This window comes from Microbispora siamensis, assembly GCF_016863095.1.
Lineage (GTDB): Bacteria > Actinomycetota > Actinomycetes > Streptosporangiales > Streptosporangiaceae > Microbispora > Microbispora siamensis.
In genome coordinates, this window is the sequence record NZ_BOOF01000009.1 from 125,114 (window position 1) to 144,385 (window position 19,272).

Sequence of the window (19,272 nt, forward strand, 5' to 3'; positions counted from 1 at the left end):
ACCGGATACCCTTCCGGCGGCCTGCGCGTTCGTCCGCCGGTGAGGAAACTTTCAGACCCCGCGACGGTCAGCGGGCCGCGGGCGGGACGCGGATGATCCGGTCGTCGTCGGCGGCCGGGGTCCCTCTGCCGTCGCGGTTGCTCGTCGCCACCCAGAGCGAGCAGTCGGGCCCGACGGCCACGGTGCGCAGCCGACCGTACGTTCCCTGGAACTCGGCCACCGGGGTGCCCGCCGTGCCGCCGCTGATCGGCACCGTCCACAGCCGCGTCCCGCGCAGGGCCGCGGCGAAGAGCGTGCCCTTGCCGTACGCGAGCCCGCTGGGCGACGCCTCGGCGGGGCTCCAGGTCACGAGGGGATCGGTGAAGCGCGGGTCGGAGCACACGCCCTCGCAGATCGGCCAGCCGTAGTTGCGGCCGGGGAGGATGCGGTTGAGCTCGTCCCAGGTGTTCTGGCCGAACTCCGTCGCGTACATCCGGCCGCTCTCGTCCCAGGCCAGCCCCTGCACGTTGCGATGGCCGTAGCTGTAGACCGGCGAGCCGGCGAACGGGTTGTCCACGGGCACCGTGCCGTCGGGCCTGACGCGCAGGATCTTGCCGCCCAGGCTGTTCAGGTTCTGGGCGTTGGCCGAGTTCCCGGCGTCGCCGGTGCCCACGTACAGCCTTCCGTCCGGGCCGAACGCGATCCGCCCGCCGTTGTGGGTCGAGGCGCGGGGGATGCCGGTGAGGATCGGCTGCTGCGTCTGGGGCGAGCTCAGCCGGAACCGGACCACCCGGTTGTCGGAGGCGCTCGTGTAGTACGCGTAGACCCACTGATCCAGGGCGTAGACCGGGGAGACCGCGATGCCGAGCAGGCCACCCTCGCCCCCGGGCGACACGTTCGGGACCGTGGCCACTTTCACGGGCGCGGATCCGGGGCGCACCCGCATGATGTCCGCCGTGTCGCGCTGGGAGACGAGGGCGCTGCCGTCGGGGAGGAAGGCCATCCCCCAGGGCGCCCGCAGCCCCGTGGCGACGACCTGCGGGTGGGCGAAGTCGTATCCGCTGGTGGCCGCGTTCGCGGGGGCCGGCCGGGCCGAGACGAGAGTGGCGGCGGCCACCGCGCTGAGCGCGGTCGCGAGCGCCACGACGAGACGCTTGGGCATCACATGCTCCCGGGCGGGACGGCGGCTTCCGACGCACGAAGGTACAACGCGTCACCCCTGGAATCCGGGCGCCGCGCCGGTGCCGCCATCGGGAAGACGCCGTCGACCGATCCCCGGTGAGCTGGGTGTCCGCAGGTGCGCGGCCCGCTCGCAGGAAGGCCCACGACCGTCTGGTGGGCCGGTCAGCGGGGGCGGCGGGTCACCGCGTACACGATGAGGGCGAGGCCCGCGAGGATCTGGCCGCCCAGGATGAGGCGGTTGAGATCCAGGGCCGGCCGCCAGCGCACGTCGCCGTCCTTGATGACGAACATCCCGACCGGCCTGTTGACGACGCCGCCGCCTCCTCCGGGGATCTCGCCGCCCTTCTCCGGGCTGCGGCCGAAACCGCCCCCCGCGCGTACCGCCGCCACGGGGACGAAGGTCACCCCGTCCTTCTCGTACGGCTCGCCGAAGACGCGCTGGCCGGTCAGCTTCTTGAGCAGTGGTTGCATGTCGCCAATTCTCCGGCAAGCCGCTCACAAGTCGGGATGCGTACAACAGGGGCGTGAACGACTATGACATCCGGCGGCCGACACCCGCCGACGCGGCGGCCATCCACGAACTGGTCGCCGAGCACGACATCGCAGTGACCGGCAAGCCCGACTGGACGCTCGACGACATCGCCGACACCCTCGGCGAGCTGGACCTGGAGCACGACAGCTGGGTGGTCCGCTCGGGCGGGCGGCTCGTCGGCTGGGGCTACGCCAGGCGCAAGGGCGCGAGCGACAACGTGGACGTCGACGTGCAGGCGCGGGAGCCCGGCGCGGCCGCCCTGGTGTGGGACCTGGTGCTCGGCCGGGCCGGCGACCTGGCCCGCGAGGCCGGGCACGACCACGCGGTCGTCGACGTCAGCGTCTACGAGCAGGACGCGGTCATGCGCGAGGCCGCCAAGGAGCGGGGCTTCGCGCCCGCGACCAGCTTCCACCGCATGCGGGCCGACCACGCCGGCGTACGGCCCCTCTTCCTCGCCGGTGTCACGGTCGAGGCCGGCTCCCGCGAGGGCGAGGAGGTGCTGCGCGTGGCGCACGCCGTCCAGCAGGAGGCGTTCGCCGAGCACTTCGGGTTCGTGCCGAAGACGTTCGACGAGTGGGCCGACGAGATGGAGGCGTCCAGCGCGAACGACTGGACGCAGTTGCTGCTGGCCCGCGTCCACGGCGAGCCCGCGGCCATGCTGCTCGGCACCGACCACTTCGTGCCCGACGAGAACTGCGGCTACGTCCGCACGCTGGCGGTGCGGCCGGCCTTCCGCGGGCGCGGTCTCGGCCGGCTGCTGCTGACCCGGGCCTTCGAGGCCGACGAGCGGCGCGGGCGGGTGGGCACGATCCTGCACGTGGACAGCAACAACACCACTCCCGCGCTCGGCCTCTATCAGTCGGTCGGCATGCGCCCGGTGCTCGTCATCGACGTGTGGCGGGCCCTCGTGCGTCCCACGCGCTGAGATGTGGTTGCTCACAGCCCGGATACCTCTACTGTGAAATGCGGAGGAATCAGACACCAAGGGAGTGGTTGATGCTGCACGAGAGGCTCGAGGCGGTCTACGACAACGTCCTGCGCCGCAATCCGGGTGAGATCGAGTTTCACCAGGCCGTACGCGAGGTGCTGGAGAGCATCGGCCCGGTGCTCGGCAAGCACCCCGAGTACGCGGAGCAGAAGATCATCGAGCGGATCTTCGAGCCGGAGCGGCAGATCATCTTCCGGGTGCCCTGGGAGGACGACCGGGGCGAGGTGCACATCAACCGCGGCTTCCGGGTCGAGTTCAACAGCGCGCTCGGGCCGTACAAGGGCGGGCTGCGTTTCCACCCCTCCGTCTATCTCGGCATCATCAAGTTCCTGGCGGTCGAGCAGATCTTCAAGAACAGCCTGACCGGCCTGCCGATAGGGGCGGGCAAGGGCGGCGCCGACTTCGACCCGAAGGGCCGCTCCGACCGGGAGATCATGCGCTTCTGCCAGAGCTTCATGACCGAGCTCTACCGGCATCTGGGTGAGTACACCGACGTGCCGGCGGGGGACATCGGCGTCGGGGGACGGGAGATCGGCTACCTGTTCGGCCAGTACAAGCGCATCACCAACCGGTACGAGTCGGGCGTCATCACCGGCAAGGGGCTGACCTACGGCGGCGCCCAGGTCCGCACCGAGGCCACCGGCTACGGCTGCGCGTTCTTCGTCGAGGAGATGCTCAAGGCGCGGGGCACGTCGTTCGACGGCAAGCGCGTGGTCGTCTCGGGCTCGGGCAACGTCGCCGTCTACGCCATAGAGAAGGTGCGCGAGCTGGGCGGCGTCGTCGTCGCCTGCTCCGACTCCTCCGGATACGTGGTGGACGAGAAGGGCATCGACCTCGACCTCCTCAAGCAGGTCAAGGAGGTCGAGCGGCGCCGCCTCAGCGACTACGCCGAGCGCCGGGGCGCCGAGGCGACATACGTCCCCGGGCGCAGCGTGTGGGAGGTGCCCTGCGAGGTGGCGCTGCCGTCGGCCACGCAGAACGAGATCACCGGCAAGGACGCCGAGGCGCTCGTGCGGGGCGGGTGCATCGCGGTCGGCGAGGGCGCCAACATGCCGACCATGCCCGAGGGCATCCGGGTGTTCCAGGAAGCCGGGGTGGCGTTCGGCCCGGGCAAGGCCGCCAACGCGGGCGGCGTGGCCACCAGCGCCCTGGAGATGCAGCAGAACGCCAGCCGCGACTCGTGGACGTTCGAGTTCTCCGAGCGGCGGCTGCAGGAGATCATGAGCGACATCCACGCCCGCTGCCTGGAGACGGCCGACGCGTACGGCATGCCGGGCGACTACGTGGCCGGCGCCAACATCGACGGCTTCAGGAGGGTGGCGGACGCGATGCTCGCCCTCGGTCTCATCTGAGCGCCCGTCCGAGTGCTCATCGGCTGTCCCGGCGGGTGCGCAGGAGGGGCAGCGCGCACCCGCCCGCGGCGAGCGACACCGCGGCCAGCCACAGCGACGTCACCGTGGCGGCGTGCGCGGACGGGGCGAGGCTGAGGAACAGCGTGCCGAAGACGGCCACGCCGACGACCTGGCCGAGCTGGAGCATCATCGCCAGCAGGCCGCTGGCGTCGGCCGCGTCGGCGGGCGCGACCCGGGCCAGCGCCACCGCCATGAGCGGGCTGAACGTGCCCGCCATGCCGGCCCCGATGGCCGCGAAGCTGATCTCCAGCAGCGGCTCGCCGTGGCCGCCGCCCGCCAGCGCCGCCGCCAGGGCCAGCTCGCCCGCGGCGGTGACGACGGCGGCCGCGACGATCGTCGGCCGGTGCAGGCGGGCCGGCAGCCGCTTCCAGTTGAGGCTGGTGAGCCCGAACGCGGCGGCCGCGGGGATGAACAGGCAGCCCGCCCGCAGGGCGCTGTCGCCGAGGCCGCCCTGCAGGTGGAGGGCCATGGCGAACAACCAGCCGCCGTACGCCGCCATGACGAGGAAGATGCCCGACGCGGCGGCGGCCACCCCGGGGGCGCGCAGCAGGCGGCCGGGGACCAGCGGGTGCGCCGCCCGCCGCTCCACGAGCAGGAACGCGCAGAACGCGAGAACCGACAGGCCCATCGCGACCCACCCCCACAGCGGCCAGTCCTCCTCGTGGCCGAGCACGAGCGGCACGACCAGCAGGCAGACGGCGAGCGACAGGGTGACCAGGCCGGGCACGTCGAGCCCCTGCTCACGCCGCACGTGCACGGCGGGCAGCGTCCGGGCGCCGACGGCCAGCAGCGCGAGGCCGATCGGCACGTTGACCAGGAAGACCGGCCGCCAGGCCGTGCCGAACAGGTCGGCGGTCACCAGCAGCCCGCCGAGCACCTGCCCGACGACCGCGCCGGCCGAGATGACCGTGGCGTAGACGCCGAGCGCCCGCCCCCGCGAGGCGCCGTCGAACGTTACCTGGATCAGGCTGAGCACCTGGGGCACCATCAGGGCGGCTCCCGCGCCCTGCACCAGCCGGAAGGCGATCAGCACGCCGGCCGAGGGGGCGAGCCCGCACATCAGCGACGCGGCCGTGAACACCACGAGCCCGGTGAGGAACAGCCGCCGGTAGCCGAGCAGCCCTCCGAGGCGTGCCCCGGTGATCAGCAGCATGGCGTACGCCACGGTGTATCCAGAGATGACGAGTTGCAGCCCGGAGCCGGTGGCCCCGAGGTCGGTGCGCATCGTGGGCGCGGCGACGTTGACGATGGTGGCGTCGAGGATGGCCATGAACTGCCCCGCCAGGATGACGGTGAGCAGCACAGCCGGTGAGGTTCGCCGCGCGGCCGGCGCGCGGGTGGTGACAGTGGTCATGGCGGCAACGATGCGGCCGCCGCGATACCGGTAACGAGAGCCTGCCGATACTGGTACTGACACCACCTGGCAACGCGGTCGCGCACCCGGCACGATGGGGAGGTGACGGGGATTCGCACCAGGAACACCAGGCGTGAGGAGCTCGCGGCCTTCCTGCGCAGCAGGCGCGAGCGGATTCGGCCCGAGGACGTCGGCCTGCCGCCCGGCCTGCGCCGCCGTACGCCGGGCCTGCGGCGGGAGGAGGTCGCCCAGCTCGCGGGCGTGGGCGTGACCTGGTACACCTGGCTGGAACAGGGCCGCCCCATCAACGCGTCGGTGCAGGTGCTCGACGCCATCGCCCGTACGCTGCGGCTGGACGCGGCCGAACGGGAGCACCTCTACCGGCTGGCGGACCTGCCGGAGATCGCCGATCCGGCAGGAGACGGGGACGGCCTCGACGCCGAGGTGCACACCATCCTGCGCCAGCTCGACCCCCTGCCCGCGTGTGTCTACAACGGGCGCTACGACCTGCTCGCCTGGAACGCCGCGTACGGCACGATCTTCGCGTCCGTGGTCGGCCGGCCGCGGCTCGAGCGCAACGTCCTGTGGCGGGTGTTCACCATGCCGGACTGCTGCTGCCCGCTCGTCAACAAGGACGAGGAGCTCCCGCAGATGGTCGCCACGCTGCGGGCGGCCTTCGGCAGGCACGTGGGGGAGCCGGCGTGGACGGGCTTCGTCACCCGGCTGTCGGCGGCCAGCCCGGACTTCGCCCGCATGTGGGCGATGCACGAGGTGGCCAGGCCGGGCGTCCGGATGAAGCTGTTCAAGCACTCGTCGGTGGGGCTGATCCGCCTGACGTCCACCAGCATGGCGCTGGCGGCGCCGCCGGAGACCCGCATCGTGGTCTACACGCCGATGGACGACGAGAGCCGGCGGCGGCTCGAATGGCTGACGGTCCATCCGGAGGTCGCCCACTGCCCGCTGCATGGGGAGCCCGTCCACGGGTAAAGCCGCAGTCATGGCCTGTCGTATCAGCGAACTCGTCGTCGACTGCCACGACCCCGAGCGGCTCGCCGCCTTCTGGTGCGAGGTGCTGGGCTTCGAGGTGATCGAGCGCAAGGACGGCTGGGTGGAGATCGGCCCGCCCGGCACCGGCTTCGGCGGTCTCCAGCCGACGCTCATCTTCGAGCCGGTGCCCGAGCCCAAGCGGGGCAAGCTGCGCCTGCACATCGACGTCAACCCCACCGACCGCGACCAGGAGGCCGAGCTGGAGCGCCTGCTGAAGCTCGGCGCCGTGCCGGCCGACGTGGGCCAGACCGGCGAGGAGAGCTGGCACGTGCTCGCCGACCCGGAGGGCAACGAGTTCTGCCTGCTGCGCCGCCGCCTGTGAGCCTCGCACGGGCCGATGCGGTAGCGTCCGGAGGGTGGCGAGGATCTTCACGGTCGACGAGGCCAGGTCGCTGATGCCGGCGGTGCTCGAGCACGCCCGCGCGTTCGTCGTCGTACGCGCCGACCTGGCCGAGCTCACCCACGACCTGCGGCACGCGGGCGCCTCACCCCTCGGCGGCCTGCCGGAGGCCAAGGGCCTGGAGGCGCGGATGGACGAGATCCTGAGCTGGTTCGACGCCGAGGACATCGAGATCAAGGGCGTCGCGCCGCTGCTCGTCGACTTCCCCGCCGTGCTCGGCGAGGTGTCCGTACGGCTGTGCTGGCTGGAGGGGGAGACCGCCCTCGGCTGGTATCACCGCAGCGACCTCGGCTTCCCCGGCCGCCGCCCGCTTCCTTAGCTTCGCGGCCACCGCCGCTGGGCCTGACCTCGGCCGCGCCGATCGCGCTTTCGCCGGGGCGGGTGCGGCGGGATCATGAGCCGGTGTCGCGGAACTCCCTGGATCGGGCCCGCCGGCAGCGCGCTCAGTCCGACAGGTCGTCGAAGCCGTCGAAACCGCCGAAGGCGGCGCCGTACCGCACGCACACCATGCGGGCCACGGACTCGTGCGCGCCGAGGGGCTCGGCGCACCCGGCGCCGATCGACTCGGCGGCCGTCGTGATCCGCTCGCGGTCGGTCTCGGGGCCGATGACGTACGGCACCATGGCCAGCCGGTTGGCGCCGATGTTGCGCAGGCGCTCGGCGGCGTCGCGCACGCTCGGCTGGCCGTCCAGCGCGGCGGGGACGACGGGGAGCGTCAGACGGGCGGCCAGCAGGACGGCCGTCGCGTCGGCGCCGCGGGCGGCCTCGTCGCCTCCGGCGGTCGCGACGATGATCCCGTCGACCGGGGACGAGACGTTGAACAGGCGCATCCGGTCGGCGCGGGCCAGGCCCGCCTCGGCCAGGCGCACGTGCAGGGCCTCGGCCAGCAGCGGATGCGGGCCGAGCGGCTCGGTGATCCGCACCGTGGCCTCGCTCTGCGTCACGGCGTCCCGTACGGCGCGCAGCACGCGCGGATGGGGCCCGGTGACGAGCGGGACGACCACCGCGGACGGCCCGTCCGGGGGCCGCTGCGCGGCGATGGAGGCGAACTCCTTGGTGAGGTCGGCGCCGCCGTCGGCCAGGGAGACGATGCGAAGGTCGATCTGCGGGTTGTCGATCTTGACGATGGAGGCGACCTCCACGGCCACGTCCCCGCTCGGGCCCACCGGGTCTCCGGCCTTGCCCGGCACCGCCAGGACCAGGGCGGGCGCGTCCGGCGGCAGGTCGGCGGGGAGCGGCCGTCGGTGGCGGCCGGTTCCGGGCCGAGGAGAGCGCTCTCTGGTGGGGAGCTTCGGCGGGTCCTCGTGACCTTCGTTCACATCGGCGGATTCTAGGGCGAATCTGGTCGAAGAGCAGAACCAACGCGCGGCTTGTTGCGGCTTGGTGATCTAGGCGGTTTACATGTTCGTTACTTGACGCTCCCCAAGGGACCCGGTTTGATATGGACTCATCCGGCCGTAAACGTTTACAGACCGCTCTGCGTTACCGGCTGGTAAACGATTACAGGACATTCTCTTCCAAGTGAGGTGCCGTTGACCGAGGGTCCCACGATCACCACGATCGCGCAACGCGCCGGTGTGTCGATCGCCTCGGTGTCACGGGTGCTCAACGGGCTGCCGACACGCGAGGACACTGTGCGGCGCGTCATGCGCGCGGCCGACGAACTCGGCTACGTCCCCAACTCGGTCGCCCGCTCGCTCCGCAACCGCCGCACCGACCAGGTCGCCTTCGCGATGGCCGACATCGGCAACCCGGTCTACGTGGCGATGGTGCGCGAGATCCAGCCGGTGCTGAAGGAGGCCGGCTACCGGCTCCTGATCCACTCCACGGACGGCGACGCCGAGGACGAGCTCGGCGTGCTGCGCGGACTGCGCGAGCGTTACGTGGACGGCCTGATCATCAGCCCGCTGCGCGGCGTCACCGAGGAGCACATCGAGGCCATCGTCGCCGCGCGCGCTCCCGTCGTCGTCATCGGCTCGTTGCCGGAGGACATGCCGGAGGGCGCGCTGGTGGACAACGTGCGGACCGACTCCAGGACCGGCGTCCGGCTCGCGCTGGACCACCTGCACGCCATCGGCAGGCGGCGCATCGGCTTCCTCAACGGCCCGCTCGACACCGTTCCCGGCGCCGCGCGCGCCGCCGCCTACCGGGAGGCCCTGGAGGCGCTGGGCCTGCCGTACGACGAGGACCTCGTCGAGGTGGGCGACTTCTACCGCGAGAGCGGCGCGCACGCCGCGCGGGCGCTGCTGTCGCGCGTGCCCGGCGTGGACGCGCTGATGTGCGCCAACGACCTCATCGCGCTCGGCGCGCTCGACGTGCTGCGCGAGCAGGGCAGGGACGTCCCCGGCGACGTGGCGGTGGTCGGCATGGACGACACCGAGCTCGCCTCGGTGGCCTGGCCGACGCTGACCAGCGTCTCGCTCGGTTCGGCCGAGCGCGGCAGGGCGGCGGCCGGGCTGCTGCTCGACCGGCTGCAGAACGGTCCGCGCGAGCCGCGGGTGGTGGTCGTGCGGCCGAGCCTCACCATCCGCGGCTCGACCACTCTTCCCGGGACATCGCCGGGAGGTGCCCGATGACCGCGCTCGCCGAGCGGCCGTACGGCCGCGCCGGAGGCGGGTCGCGGCGCGGGCCGCGGTCCGGGGGCGGGCTCGCGCTGCTGCTCCCCGCGCTCGTGCCGGTGCTGGTCTTCAGCGTGGGCCCGCTGATCTACGGCATCCTTCTGGCCTTCACCGACGCGCGGTCCGGCCGCAACACCGAGACCTCGTTCGTGGGCCTGGAGAACTTCGCCGAGCTGCTGTCGGACGGCGACTTCTGGGAGTCGTTCCGCATCGGCATGATCTGGGGCCTGTCGGTGACCGTGCTGCAGTTCCTCGCCTCGCTGGGGCTCGCGCTGCTGCTGAACCAGGACCTGCGCCTGCGCGGCGTCGCCCGGGTGCTGGCGGTCGTGCCGTGGGCCATGCCTCCCGTGGTGGTCGGCCTGATGTGGCGGCTGGTGTATCACCCGGACGCGGGCCTGCTCAACGGCCTGTTCGGCACCCACGTCGACTGGCTGCACGACTTCTCCTTCGCGCTGCCCGCGGTCATCGTCGTGGGCGTCTGGACCGGCATGCCGCAGACCACGGTCGTGCTGCTCGCCGGCCTGCAGAACGTGCCGAAGGAGCTGTACGAGGCGGTCAGCGTGGACGGCGCGGGCGCCTGGCGACGGTTCTGGAACGTCACGCTGCCGCAGCTGCGGCCCGTCATCGTGGCCATCACCTCCCTCGACTTCGTGTGGAACATCAACCAGTTCAGCCTGGTCTACGTGCTCACCCAGGGCGGGCCGGGCGGGCGGACGAGGCTGCCCATGCTGTTCGCCTACGAGGAGGCGTTCCGCTACGGCTTCTTCGGCTACGCCGCGACGCTCGGTGTGGCGATCACGATCGTCGTGCTGGCCGTGCTGGGCCTTTACCTGTGGCGGCAGGCGCGGGAGGGAGACTGACATGACCCGCGCGCTGAAGTATCTCGCCCTGCTGGGATACGTCGTGTTCCTGGCGTTCCCGCTGCTGTGGCTGCTGTCCACGGCGCTGAAGACGCCGCAGGAGATGGCGGCCCTCGACCCCACGTGGATCCCACGCCGGCCCACGCTGGCCAACTTCGCCGACGCCTTCGCGGAGCAGGACCTGGTCGGCGCCGGGCTGCGCAGCCTCGTCGTCGCGGTCGCCACCGCCCTGATCACGGTGGCGCTCGCGCTGCCCGCGGCGTACGCGCTGGCCCGCTTCCGCGGCGTGGCCGGAAAGATCGCGATCGGCTGGGTGCTGGTCAGCCAGGTCTTCCCGGTCGTCCTGATCATCATTCCGCTGTTCATGGTGCTGCGGCGGCTGGAGCTGGTGAACACCCTCGCCGGGCTCACGGTCGTGCACGTCACGTTCGTCATGCCGTTCGCGCTGTGGATGCTGCGCGGATACGTGCGGGCGGTGCCGCGCGAGCTGGAGGAGGCGGCGGCCGTGGACGGCGCGGGGCGGCTGCGCGCACTGGCCGCCGTCGTCGCCCCGCTGCTCGTGCCCGGCGTGGTCGCGACGCTCCTGTTCAGCTTCATCTCGTCCTGGAACGAGTTCTTGTTCGCCCTCGTGATCCTCAAGGACCCCGAGGTGGAGACCCTTCCGCTGACGCTGGTGCGCTTCGTCGGCCCGGAGGGGGTCGCCCGGCTCGGCCCGCTGGCGGCGGCGTCGCTGCTCGCGACGGTGCCGAGCCTTGTGTTCTTCGCGATCATCCAGCGGCGCCTGCGGTCCGGCCTGATGGCCGGGGCCGTCAAGGGCTGACCCGCATGGCGACACCTGATAGGAGGATCTCTCGATGAAGAGATTGAGTGCCGCGCTGGCCGTGGCGGCGGTCGCGCTCGCCGCCGGATGCGGGAGCGGCAATGGCGGCGACGCCGCGTCCGGGCAGAACGGGGAGCCGGTGAAGCTGCGCTTCCTCAGCCTGGCCTGGCAGAAGGAGTCGATCGAGGCCAACAAGCAGATCGTCGCCGACTGGAACAAGGCCAACCCGAAGATCCAGGTCGAGTACGTCCAGGGGAGCTGGGACAACGTCAACGACCAGCTCGTGACGTCGTTCGAGGCGGGCGACCCGCCGGACGTCATCCACGACGACTCCCCGGCGCTGTCGAGCTTCGCCTCGCGGGGCTTCCTGCTCGACCTCACCGGCAAGGTCCCCGCCGAGCTGAAGAACGACATCCCGCAGGCCGCGTGGGACACGGTCACCTTCTCCGACGGCAAGAGCGGCCAGGGCGTGTACGGCGTGCCGTTCCTGCAGGAGTCGCAGGTGCTCATCGCCAACAAGAAGCTGCTCGACGGCGCCGGCGTGCGCGTGCCCACCCCGGACTCCCCGTGGACGTGGGACGAGTTCGCCGACGTGGCGAAGAAGCTCACCAAGAAGGGCGCGTACGGCGTGGCCTGGCCGATGAAGTCGCCGGTCAACAAGGTGCTGAACCTGGCGCTCAACTTCGGCGGCACCTTCTTCGACACGCAGAACGGCAAGACCACGGTGAAGGTCGGGCCGCAGGAGCGCGAGGTGCTCCAGCGCATCCACGACCAGCTCTACACCGACAAGTCGGCCGACCCGTCCGCGCTCGGCATGGGCACCGCCGACCCGCTGCCGGGCTTTTTCGCCGGTAAGTACGCGATCGTCCCGGCCGGGGTGTACCTGCGCCAGCAGGTCGCCGAGCAGGCGCCGAGCGGGTTCGACTGGGTCACGCTGCCGCCGCTGAAGGGACAGACCTCTCAGCAGGGCGCGGTCTCCCAGACGCTGTCGGTCGCGGCCGACAGCAAGCACCCCGACGAGGCGCTGAAGTTCATCGCCTACTTCCTGAACGGCCCGAACCAGGCGAAGCTGGCCAAGGGCGACTGGCTGCTGCCCACCAGCACGACCGCCGCGAAGGACCCCGCGCTCACCACGAAGGAGAACGGCTGGGACGTCGCCACCGCCTCCGCCAAGGACCTCGTCGTCGCGCCGTTCCTCAAGGTGAACGGGTTCGACGAGTGGAAGAGCAAGGTGGCCACGCCGGCGATGCAGGAGTACTTCGCCGACAAGATCAGCCTGGACGAGCTGGCCAAGCGGCTCGTCGAGGAGGGGAACAAGGTGCTGGAGCGGTACTCCCGGTGATCTCCGTACGCGACCGCGCCCGGGGCTGCCTGCTCGGCCTCGCCGCCGGCGACGCCCTGGGCGCTCCCGCGGAGAACCTCACCCCGGAGGAGATCGCCGCCCGGTGGGGCGTGCTCACCGAGATCGAGCGCGGCGGCACCGACGACACCGAGTACACGATCTTCGCCGCCACCGTGCTCCTGCGCCACGGCCACGCGCTCACCTCCGAGGACGTGGCGCGGGCCTGGCGCGAGGAGATCGTGGCGCGGCTCGACGGGCCGATGCGCGGCGCCGGGTTCTCCGAGCTCGGCACCGTCGAGGCGCTGCGCCGCGGCCTGGAGCCGCCGCTGACCGGCCGGTGGCACGCCCACGGCTGGTCCGACGGCCTGGCCATGCGCGCCGCGCCGTACGGGATCTTCGCGGCGGGCGACCCGGACGAGGCGGCCCGGCTGGCGGAGACCGACGGGCGGGTGAGCCACACCGGCGAGGGGATACTCGGCGGCCGGGCGGTGGCCGCGGCGGTCGCGGTCGCGATGACCGGCGCCCCGCCCGGCGAGGTGACCGAGGCGGCCCTGCGGGCGGTCCCGGAGGACTCCTGGACGGCCCGCAACCTCCGCGCCGCGCTCGACGTCGCCGCCCGCACGCCCCGCTCCCTGCTGGGACGTGCCCTCCACGACACGGTCGTGGTGGCCCACTATCCCTGGACGGACCTGGCGCCCGAGGCGGTCGCCCTCGCGTTCGCCGCCTACGCGGCGGGCGGCGGGGAGGTCGAGGCGTCGGTCGTCACGGCGGCCAACCTCGGCAGGGACGCCGACACCACCGCCGCCGTCGCCGGGGCTCTCGCGGGGGCGGGCCGGGGCGAGGCGGCGGTGCCCGCGCGCTGGGCCGAGCGCATCGGCCCGGTGGCGGGCCGGTGCCTGCCCGTGGTCGCCGGACGGGACGTCCGCGACGTCGCCGACGAGATCGTGAAAGGAATCTAGGCCGATGCCATCGGGGGAGAGGCTCGACCGTGTGCGGGGGGCGTTCGCCGGTCTCGCCGCCGGTGACGCGGCCGGGTGGCCGGCCGCCCGGCACCGGTCCACGCTGCTGGCCGGCTGGAGCAGGCGGCTGCACCGGGAACTCGACGCGTTCGCCGAGGAGCATCAGGTCACCACGCTGCCGGTGCCGTTCGCGCTGAACCAGCCGGTGGCGCCGCTGGCAGTCGGTCCTTCCGACGACGCCGAGTGGCTGGCCTGGACGGCCCTGACCATCCGCGAGGACCGGGCGGAGGCGTTCGGCCGCCTCGCGGGCCGCGACGACCTCCGGGCGCGCATCTCGGTGTGGGCGGCGCTCGACAACCTCGCGGCCGGCAAGCGCCCGCCCGCGAGCGGACACGACAATCCCCACCACTTCGACGACGCCGCCGCCGTGCGGGCCGTCGCCTTCGGCGCGGCCGGGCTCGACCCGCGGGAGGACGCGTGCGTCACCAACGCGGAGGACGGCGTCCTCGGCGCGGTCGCGATGGCCCGGGCGGTGGCGGCGCTGGTGGACGGCGCGCCGATGGCCGACGCGGTGGAGGCGGCGCTCGGCGCGCTGCCCGCCGGCACGGCCATCGGGCACGCGGCGCGCGAGGCGCTCGCGGCGGCGCGGGCGGCAGGATCTCCCTTCGCCGCCGTCCCGGCCCTGGACGCCGCCGTGCTCGACCACGTCTACAGCTACGGCGTGGCCGCCGCGCAGACGGTGCCGATCGCGCTGGCCCTCGCGGACGCCGCCGTCGCTTCCACCGGAGGGACAGCGAGCGCGGAGGCCTTCGGCGCGGGCGTCTCCGCGGCGGCCTGCCTGGCGGCGGTCGCCGACTCCGCGCCCGCGCTCACGGGCGCGCTGCTCGGCTGCGCCGCGGGGCACGACGCGCTGCCCGCCGCCTGGCGCGAGCGGGTCCGCACCCTGGCCGGGTGCTGCCTGCCGGAACTCGCGGGAACCGACCTGCTGGACATCGCCGGGCGACTCGCATGACGCCCGTCACATCACGCGTACGGACAAGGGGGAGGACTGGATGACGCCGCAGGAGGGCCTGCCGGATGATGACCTGCTGGCCGATCGCGCCGTGGGGTGTGTGGCGGGCGCCGCGGTGGGCGACGCGCTCGGCGGGGCCACCGAAGGATGGACGCCCGAGCAGATCCAGGAGCGCTACGGGGGCCGGGTCCGCGGCGTCGTCCCTCCCTTCAACGAGGACTGGCGCAACGCCCGCCCGATCGCGCCGTACCACAAGGGGGACGGCCACGTCACCGACGACACGTTGATGACGCACGCCCTCATCCGGGTGTACGAGCGGGCCGGCGGCCACCTGGACGCCTACGCCGCGGCCGAGCACCTGGTCCCCGAGATGATGAGCGAGAAGCGGTGGATCCCCGAGCTGGAGGCCGAGGCGCTGCCGCTCCACCGGGTGTTCCTCGCCGAGAAGTGGCTCGTGCTGCGGCTGCACTACGGCCACGCCGACCCCCGCGAGGCCGGCGTCGGCAACATCGTCAACTGCGGCGCCGCGATGTACATGGCCCCGGTCGGGGTGGTCAACGCCGGCGACCCGGACGGCGCGTACGCCGAGGCGATCGACCTGGCCGGGGCGCACCAGTCGAGCTACGGCCGCGAGGCGGCGGGGGTGCTCGCGGCGGCGGTCGCCGAGGCGATGCGGCCGGGGGCGACGCCGGACTCGATCGTCGCCACCTGCCTGCGGCTCGCCCGCGACGGCACCAAGGCCGCCATCGACGCGGTGTGCTCGGTCGCCCGGGGCCTCGGCCACTGGGAAGGCTCTTTCGAGGCCCTGCGGGCGGCGATCCGGCCGTACGACACGGTGGCCGACACCTACCGCGACCAGGGCCTCGGGGCGCGGCGGCCGAGCCGGCTGCACAGCATCGAGGAGCTGCCGCTCGCGCTCGCGTTCCTGGTGATGGCCAAGGGCGACTACCGCGAGACCGTGCTCGGCGGCGTCAACTACGGGCGCGACGCCGACTCGATCGCCTCGATGGGCGGCGCCGTCGCCGGGGCGCTCGGCGGGCGGGCCGCCGTCCCGGCCGACTGGCTGGAGCAGGTGGCGACGGCCAGCCGTACGGACCTGGTCGGGCCGGGGCTGGCGCTCGCGGCCGTGGCGCGGCGGGTCCACCGGGCCGACCGGGAGCGCCGCCGCGCGCACGAGGCCGCGTTCGACGCCCTGCTCGCGCCGCGCGGGGAGGGGGACGCGCGATGATCCGGCTGACGTGGGTGCAGCCGGAGGACCTCGTCGGCCACGAGCTGCGGCAGGCGGCCGAGGACGGACGGGGGGCGCTCCCGGAGGTGACGGCCGTCGCCGCGCGCTGGCACGCCGCCGGGGGACACGACGCGCCGCCCCGGGCGGGCGCCTCCGCGGGATCCGCCCCCGAAGAACTGCGCACGCTGGCGGGGGAACTGCTCGACGAACTCGCGGCGATCCCCTCGCCGCTGCCCGAGCCCTCGGGGTTCGAGGAGATCGTCGCGAGCTGCCCGGACTGGCCCGCCGCCCGCCTGCCCGTCCGTCCCGAGCCCGGGCGGGTCCTGGCCGCCTGGTGGGGGAGGGCGGCCGGCTGCCTCCTCGGCAAGCCGGTGGAGAAGATTCCCCGCGAGGGGATCAGGGCCATCGCCGAGGCGACCGGCAACTGGCCGATCCGCGGCTGGTTCACCGCGAAGGGGCTGCCGCCGGAGATCGCGGAGCGGTGGCCGTGGAACCGCCGCAGCGCGGCCACCAGCCTCGCCGAGAACATCGACGGTGTGCCCGAGGACGACGACCTCAACTACGCGCTGCTCGCGCTCTCCGTGCTCGAACGGCACGGACCGGGCTTCACGACCGAGGACGTGGCGCGGACCTGGCTCGACGCGCTGCCCGCCGGGCGGGTCTTCACCGCCGAGCGGGCGGCGTACCGCAACCTGCTCATGGGCCTCGAACCCCCCGCGACCGCCGTCCATCGGAACCCGTTCCGCGAGTGGATCGGCGCGCTGATCAGGGCCGACGTGTACGGCTGGGCCAGTCCCGGCGACCCGGCGACGGCCGCGTCATGGGCGTGGCGGGACGCCCGGCTCAGCCACACGGCCAACGGGATCTACGGCGCGATGTTCGCCGCCGCCATGTGCGCGCAGGCGCTCGTGGCCGGGAGCGTGAACGAGGTGATCGAGGCCGGGCTGTCGGTCGTGCCGCCCGGCTCCCGCCTGGCCGAAGCCGTGCGGCAGGCCGTCGCGGACGCCGCGGCGGAGCCGGGCTTCGAGCGGGTCGCGGACCGGCTGTACGCCCGGCACGGGCACCTCCACTGGGTGCACACGGTCAACAACGCGGCGCTGCTGGCGGCGGCCCTCGTCCACGGCGCCGGGGACTTCGCCGCGACTGTCGGCGCGGCGGTGGCGGGAGGCTGGGACACCGACTCGGCCGCAGCCACGGCCGGGTCGGTCGCCGGGGCGCTGGCGGGCGGCGTCCCCGAGCGGTGGACGACCCGGGATCGGCTGGCCAGCAGCCTGCCCGGATTCGACGGCGTCTCGATCGAGTCGCTCGCCGCCCGCACGCTCGCGCTCATCGAGGGGGGCCGACGGTGATCTCGGTGTTCGGCAGCGCCAACATGGACCTGGTGGCGTACGTCGCCCAGGCCCCCAAGCCGGGGGAGACCATCACGGGCCGGGAGTTCCGCACGATTCCCGGCGGCAAGGGAGCCAACCAGGCGATCGCCGCGGCGCGCGCGGGAGCCGACGTGGCCTTCCTCGGGGCCGTGGGGGACGACGCGTTCGGGCCGGGCCTGCGGGCCGCGCTCGCCGAGGCGGGCGTGGACACCGCCGGGCTGCGGGTCGTGTCCGGCCCCTCGGGCGTCGCCCACATCGTCGTGCAGGACGGCGGCGACAACTCGATCATCGTGGTGCCCGGCGCGAACGGCGTGGTCACCGGGCCCGCCGGGCGGGACGCGGAGGTCATCGCCCGGTCCGGCGCGCTGCTGCTGCAACTGGAGTTGCCGATGGACGCCGTGGTCGCCGCGGCACAGGTTCCCCGTGCTGCGATGTCCCGCGCCGAGGTGATCCTGACCCCGGCCCCGGCGGTGCCGCTGCCCGCGGAACTGCTGGAGGCCGTCGACCTCATCGTGCCCAACGAGCACGAGGCGGCGGCCCTCACCGGCCGCGACGATCCCCGGGACGCGCTGGAGGCGCTGCTCGACCTCGTCCCCGAGGCCGTCGTCACCCTGGGGGCCCGGGGCGTCCTGTACGGCTCGCGCGACGGCGCCCGCCTGCACGAGGCCGCCGTACCGGTGCGGGCGGTGGACACCACGGCGGCGGGGGACACCTTCGCGGGGGCGCTGGCCGTGGCGAGGACCGAGGGGGCCGACCCGGCGCGGGCGCTGCGCTTCGCCTCGGCCGCGGCGGCGCTGTCGGTGCAGCGGGAGGGCGCAAGCACCTCGATGCCGCACCGCCACGAGATCGACCGTCTTCTGGAGGGGTTGTGACCATCGAGGACGGGCGGAACGGGCCGCTCGACGGCGTACGGGTGATCGACGCCGCGACGCTGTTCGCCGGGCCGACCGCGGCGATGCTGCTGGGCGACTACGGCGCGGACGTCGTCAAGGTGGAGCACCCGCGCAGGCCGGACCCGTCACGCGGGCACGGGCCCGAGGGGCTGTGGTGGAAGATGCTCGGCCGCAACAAGCGGACGATGACGCTCGACCTGTCCACGGCGGAGGGCCAGGACCTGATGGTCCGGCTGATCGAGGACGCCGACGTGCTCATCGAGAACTTCCGCCCCGGCACCCTGGAGCGCTGGAACCTGTCCTGGGACCGGCTCAGCGAGGTCAACCCCGACCTGGTGCTCGCCCGGGTCACCGGGTTCGGCCAGTTCGGCCCGTACGCGAGGCGGCCCGGCTTCGGCACCCTCGCCGAGGCGATGAGCGGGTTCGCCGCGATGACGGGGGAGCCCGGCGGGCCGCCCACGCTGCCGCCGTTCGGGCTCGCGGACGGCATCTGCGCGCTGGCCACCGCGTTCGCCGTGATGACGGCCCTGCGGTCGGGGCGCGGGCAGGTCGTCGACCTGTCGATCATCGAGCCGATCCTGACCGTGCTCGGCGCGCAGCCGACCATCTACGACCGGCTCGGCGTCGTGCCCCCGCGCACCGGCAACCGCTCGGTCAACAACGCGCCGCGCAACACCTACCGGTGCAGCGACGGCTCCTGGGTCGCGGTCTCCACCTCGGCGCAGAGCATCGCGGAACGGGTGATGCGCCTGGTCGGGCGGCCCGACCTGGTGGACGAGCCGTGGTTCGCCACCGGCGCGGGCCGGGTGGCGCACGCGGACGAACTCGACGCGGCCGTGGCGGCGTGGGTCGGCGAGCGGACCCGGGAGGAGGTGCTGCGGGCGTTCGAGGAGGCGGAGGCCGCCGTGGCGCCGATCTACGACGTGCGCGACGTGCTGGCCGACCCGCAGCTCGCGGCGCTCGACGCGGTGACCACCGTGGAGGATCCCGAGCTGGGCCCGCTGCGGATGCAGAACGTGATGTTCCGGTTGTCGGAGACTCCGGGACGGATCCGGTGGACCGGCCGTCCGCACGGCGCCGACACCGACGAGATCCTGCACGGCCTCGGCCTGACCGGCGCGGAGATCGAGGCCCTGCGCGCCAAGGGAGTGGTGTGACATGTCACATCGTGTCCTGGAATGAGTGGCGATCTTCCGGAAAGGGGCACGGGGGATTCGCGAGGAGTTGACGCCGTGCCTGCTGCCGAGGTTTCTTCCGGGCCTGCTGCCGCCCCCCT

General features: G+C 73.3%; 19 protein-coding genes. 15 read left to right on the plus strand and 4 right to left on the minus strand.

Annotated elements, in window-relative coordinates:
• Positions 1–67: 67 nt before the first annotated feature.
• Positions 68–1,141, minus strand: a complete 1,074-nt coding sequence (locus tag Msi02_RS10485; RefSeq protein ID WP_204048157.1) for a PQQ-dependent sugar dehydrogenase — start codon at positions 1,139–1,141, stop codon at positions 68–70.
• Positions 1,142–1,323: 182 nt separating this feature from the next.
• Positions 1,324–1,632, minus strand: a complete 309-nt coding sequence (locus Msi02_RS10490) for a spore germination protein GerW family protein (RefSeq protein WP_204048158.1) — start codon at positions 1,630–1,632, stop codon at positions 1,324–1,326.
• 53 nt (positions 1,633–1,685) lie between these two features.
• Here Msi02_RS10490 and Msi02_RS10495 point away from each other — a divergent pair, with 53 nt between their 5' ends.
• Entirely contained in the window at positions 1,686–2,618 is a 933-nt protein-coding gene (locus tag Msi02_RS10495) for a GNAT family N-acetyltransferase (RefSeq protein WP_204048159.1), read from the plus strand.
• Between the two features lie 71 nt (positions 2,619–2,689).
• Positions 2,690–4,033, plus strand: a complete 1,344-nt coding sequence (gdhA, locus tag Msi02_RS10500; protein WP_204048160.1) for an NADP-specific glutamate dehydrogenase — start codon at positions 2,690–2,692, stop codon at positions 4,031–4,033.
• A 16-nt stretch (positions 4,034–4,049) separates the two neighbouring features.
• Here gdhA and Msi02_RS10505 read toward each other — a convergent pair whose 3' ends face one another.
• Positions 4,050–5,447, minus strand: coding sequence for an MFS transporter (locus Msi02_RS10505; protein WP_239108281.1), 1,398 nt, complete (start codon positions 5,445–5,447; stop codon positions 4,050–4,052).
• A 102-nt stretch (positions 5,448–5,549) separates the two neighbouring features.
• On the opposite strand from Msi02_RS10505, the gene Msi02_RS10510 reads away from it, so the two are divergent.
• The 3 genes from Msi02_RS10510 to Msi02_RS10520 are packed head-to-tail and all read left to right on the plus strand — an operon-like array spanning position 5,550 to position 7,213.
• The gene (locus Msi02_RS10510; protein ID WP_239108282.1) at positions 5,550–6,434 is read left to right on the plus strand and encodes a helix-turn-helix transcriptional regulator; all 885 of its coding nucleotides are present in this window, start codon (positions 5,550–5,552) and stop codon (positions 6,432–6,434) included.
• Positions 6,435–6,444: 10 nt separating this feature from the next.
• Positions 6,445–6,816, plus strand: coding sequence for a VOC family protein (locus Msi02_RS10515; RefSeq protein WP_142565817.1), 372 nt, complete (start codon positions 6,445–6,447; stop codon positions 6,814–6,816).
• A 34-nt stretch (positions 6,817–6,850) separates the two neighbouring features.
• Complete coding sequence (locus Msi02_RS10520) at positions 6,851–7,213, plus strand: DUF2203 domain-containing protein (protein ID WP_079320454.1); 363 nt, start codon at positions 6,851–6,853, stop codon at positions 7,211–7,213.
• Positions 7,214–7,337: 124 nt separating this feature from the next.
• Here the strand turns inward: Msi02_RS10520 and Msi02_RS10525 are convergent, their stop codons facing one another.
• Complete coding sequence (locus tag Msi02_RS10525) at positions 7,338–8,213, minus strand: sirohydrochlorin chelatase (RefSeq protein WP_239108283.1); 876 nt, start codon at positions 8,211–8,213, stop codon at positions 7,338–7,340.
• 213 nt (positions 8,214–8,426) lie between these two features.
• Between Msi02_RS10525 and Msi02_RS10530 the strand changes: the two genes are divergently transcribed.
• Genes Msi02_RS10530 through Msi02_RS10575 form a run of 10 tightly spaced genes read left to right on the plus strand, consistent with a single transcriptional unit; the run spans position 8,427 to position 19,153 of the window.
• Positions 8,427–9,470 (plus strand): LacI family DNA-binding transcriptional regulator, encoded by a 1,044-nt coding sequence (locus Msi02_RS10530; RefSeq protein WP_204048162.1) that lies wholly within the window; start codon positions 8,427–8,429, stop codon positions 9,468–9,470.
• On the plus strand, positions 9,467–10,372 hold the full coding sequence (locus Msi02_RS10535) for a carbohydrate ABC transporter permease (protein WP_204048163.1): 906 nt from the start codon (positions 9,467–9,469) through the stop codon (positions 10,370–10,372). The genes Msi02_RS10530 and Msi02_RS10535 overlap by 4 nt, the downstream gene beginning before the upstream one ends.
• A 1-nt stretch (position 10,373) precedes the next feature.
• Positions 10,374–11,192: a carbohydrate ABC transporter permease gene (locus tag Msi02_RS10540; protein ID WP_079320451.1), complete on the plus strand. Its 819-nt coding sequence runs from the start codon at positions 10,374–10,376 to the stop codon at positions 11,190–11,192.
• A 34-nt stretch (positions 11,193–11,226) separates the two neighbouring features.
• Positions 11,227–12,534 (plus strand): ABC transporter substrate-binding protein, encoded by a 1,308-nt coding sequence (locus Msi02_RS10545; RefSeq protein WP_204048164.1) that lies wholly within the window; start codon positions 11,227–11,229, stop codon positions 12,532–12,534.
• The gene (locus Msi02_RS10550; RefSeq protein ID WP_204048165.1) at positions 12,531–13,493 is read left to right on the plus strand and encodes an ADP-ribosylglycohydrolase family protein; all 963 of its coding nucleotides are present in this window, start codon (positions 12,531–12,533) and stop codon (positions 13,491–13,493) included. Before Msi02_RS10545 ends, Msi02_RS10550 begins: the two co-directional genes overlap by 4 nt.
• A gap of 4 nt (positions 13,494–13,497) precedes the next feature.
• The gene (locus tag Msi02_RS10555) at positions 13,498–14,505 is read left to right on the plus strand and encodes an ADP-ribosylglycohydrolase family protein (RefSeq protein WP_204048166.1); all 1,008 of its coding nucleotides are present in this window, start codon (positions 13,498–13,500) and stop codon (positions 14,503–14,505) included.
• 40 nt (positions 14,506–14,545) lie between these two features.
• A complete protein-coding gene (locus Msi02_RS10560; RefSeq protein ID WP_204048167.1) occupies positions 14,546–15,733 on the plus strand; it encodes an ADP-ribosylglycohydrolase family protein in 1,188 nt (395 codons plus the stop codon).
• A complete protein-coding gene (locus Msi02_RS10565) occupies positions 15,730–17,082 on the plus strand; it encodes an ADP-ribosylglycohydrolase family protein (RefSeq protein ID WP_204048168.1) in 1,353 nt (450 codons plus the stop codon). The genes Msi02_RS10560 and Msi02_RS10565 overlap by 4 nt, the downstream gene beginning before the upstream one ends.
• Positions 17,079–17,975, plus strand: a complete 897-nt coding sequence (locus Msi02_RS10570; protein ID WP_204048169.1) for a ribokinase — start codon at positions 17,079–17,081, stop codon at positions 17,973–17,975. The genes Msi02_RS10565 and Msi02_RS10570 overlap by 4 nt, the downstream gene beginning before the upstream one ends.
• On the plus strand, positions 17,972–19,153 hold the full coding sequence (locus Msi02_RS10575; RefSeq protein WP_204048170.1) for a CaiB/BaiF CoA transferase family protein: 1,182 nt from the start codon (positions 17,972–17,974) through the stop codon (positions 19,151–19,153). The genes Msi02_RS10570 and Msi02_RS10575 overlap by 4 nt, the downstream gene beginning before the upstream one ends.
• Positions 19,154–19,272 lie beyond the last annotated feature (119 nt).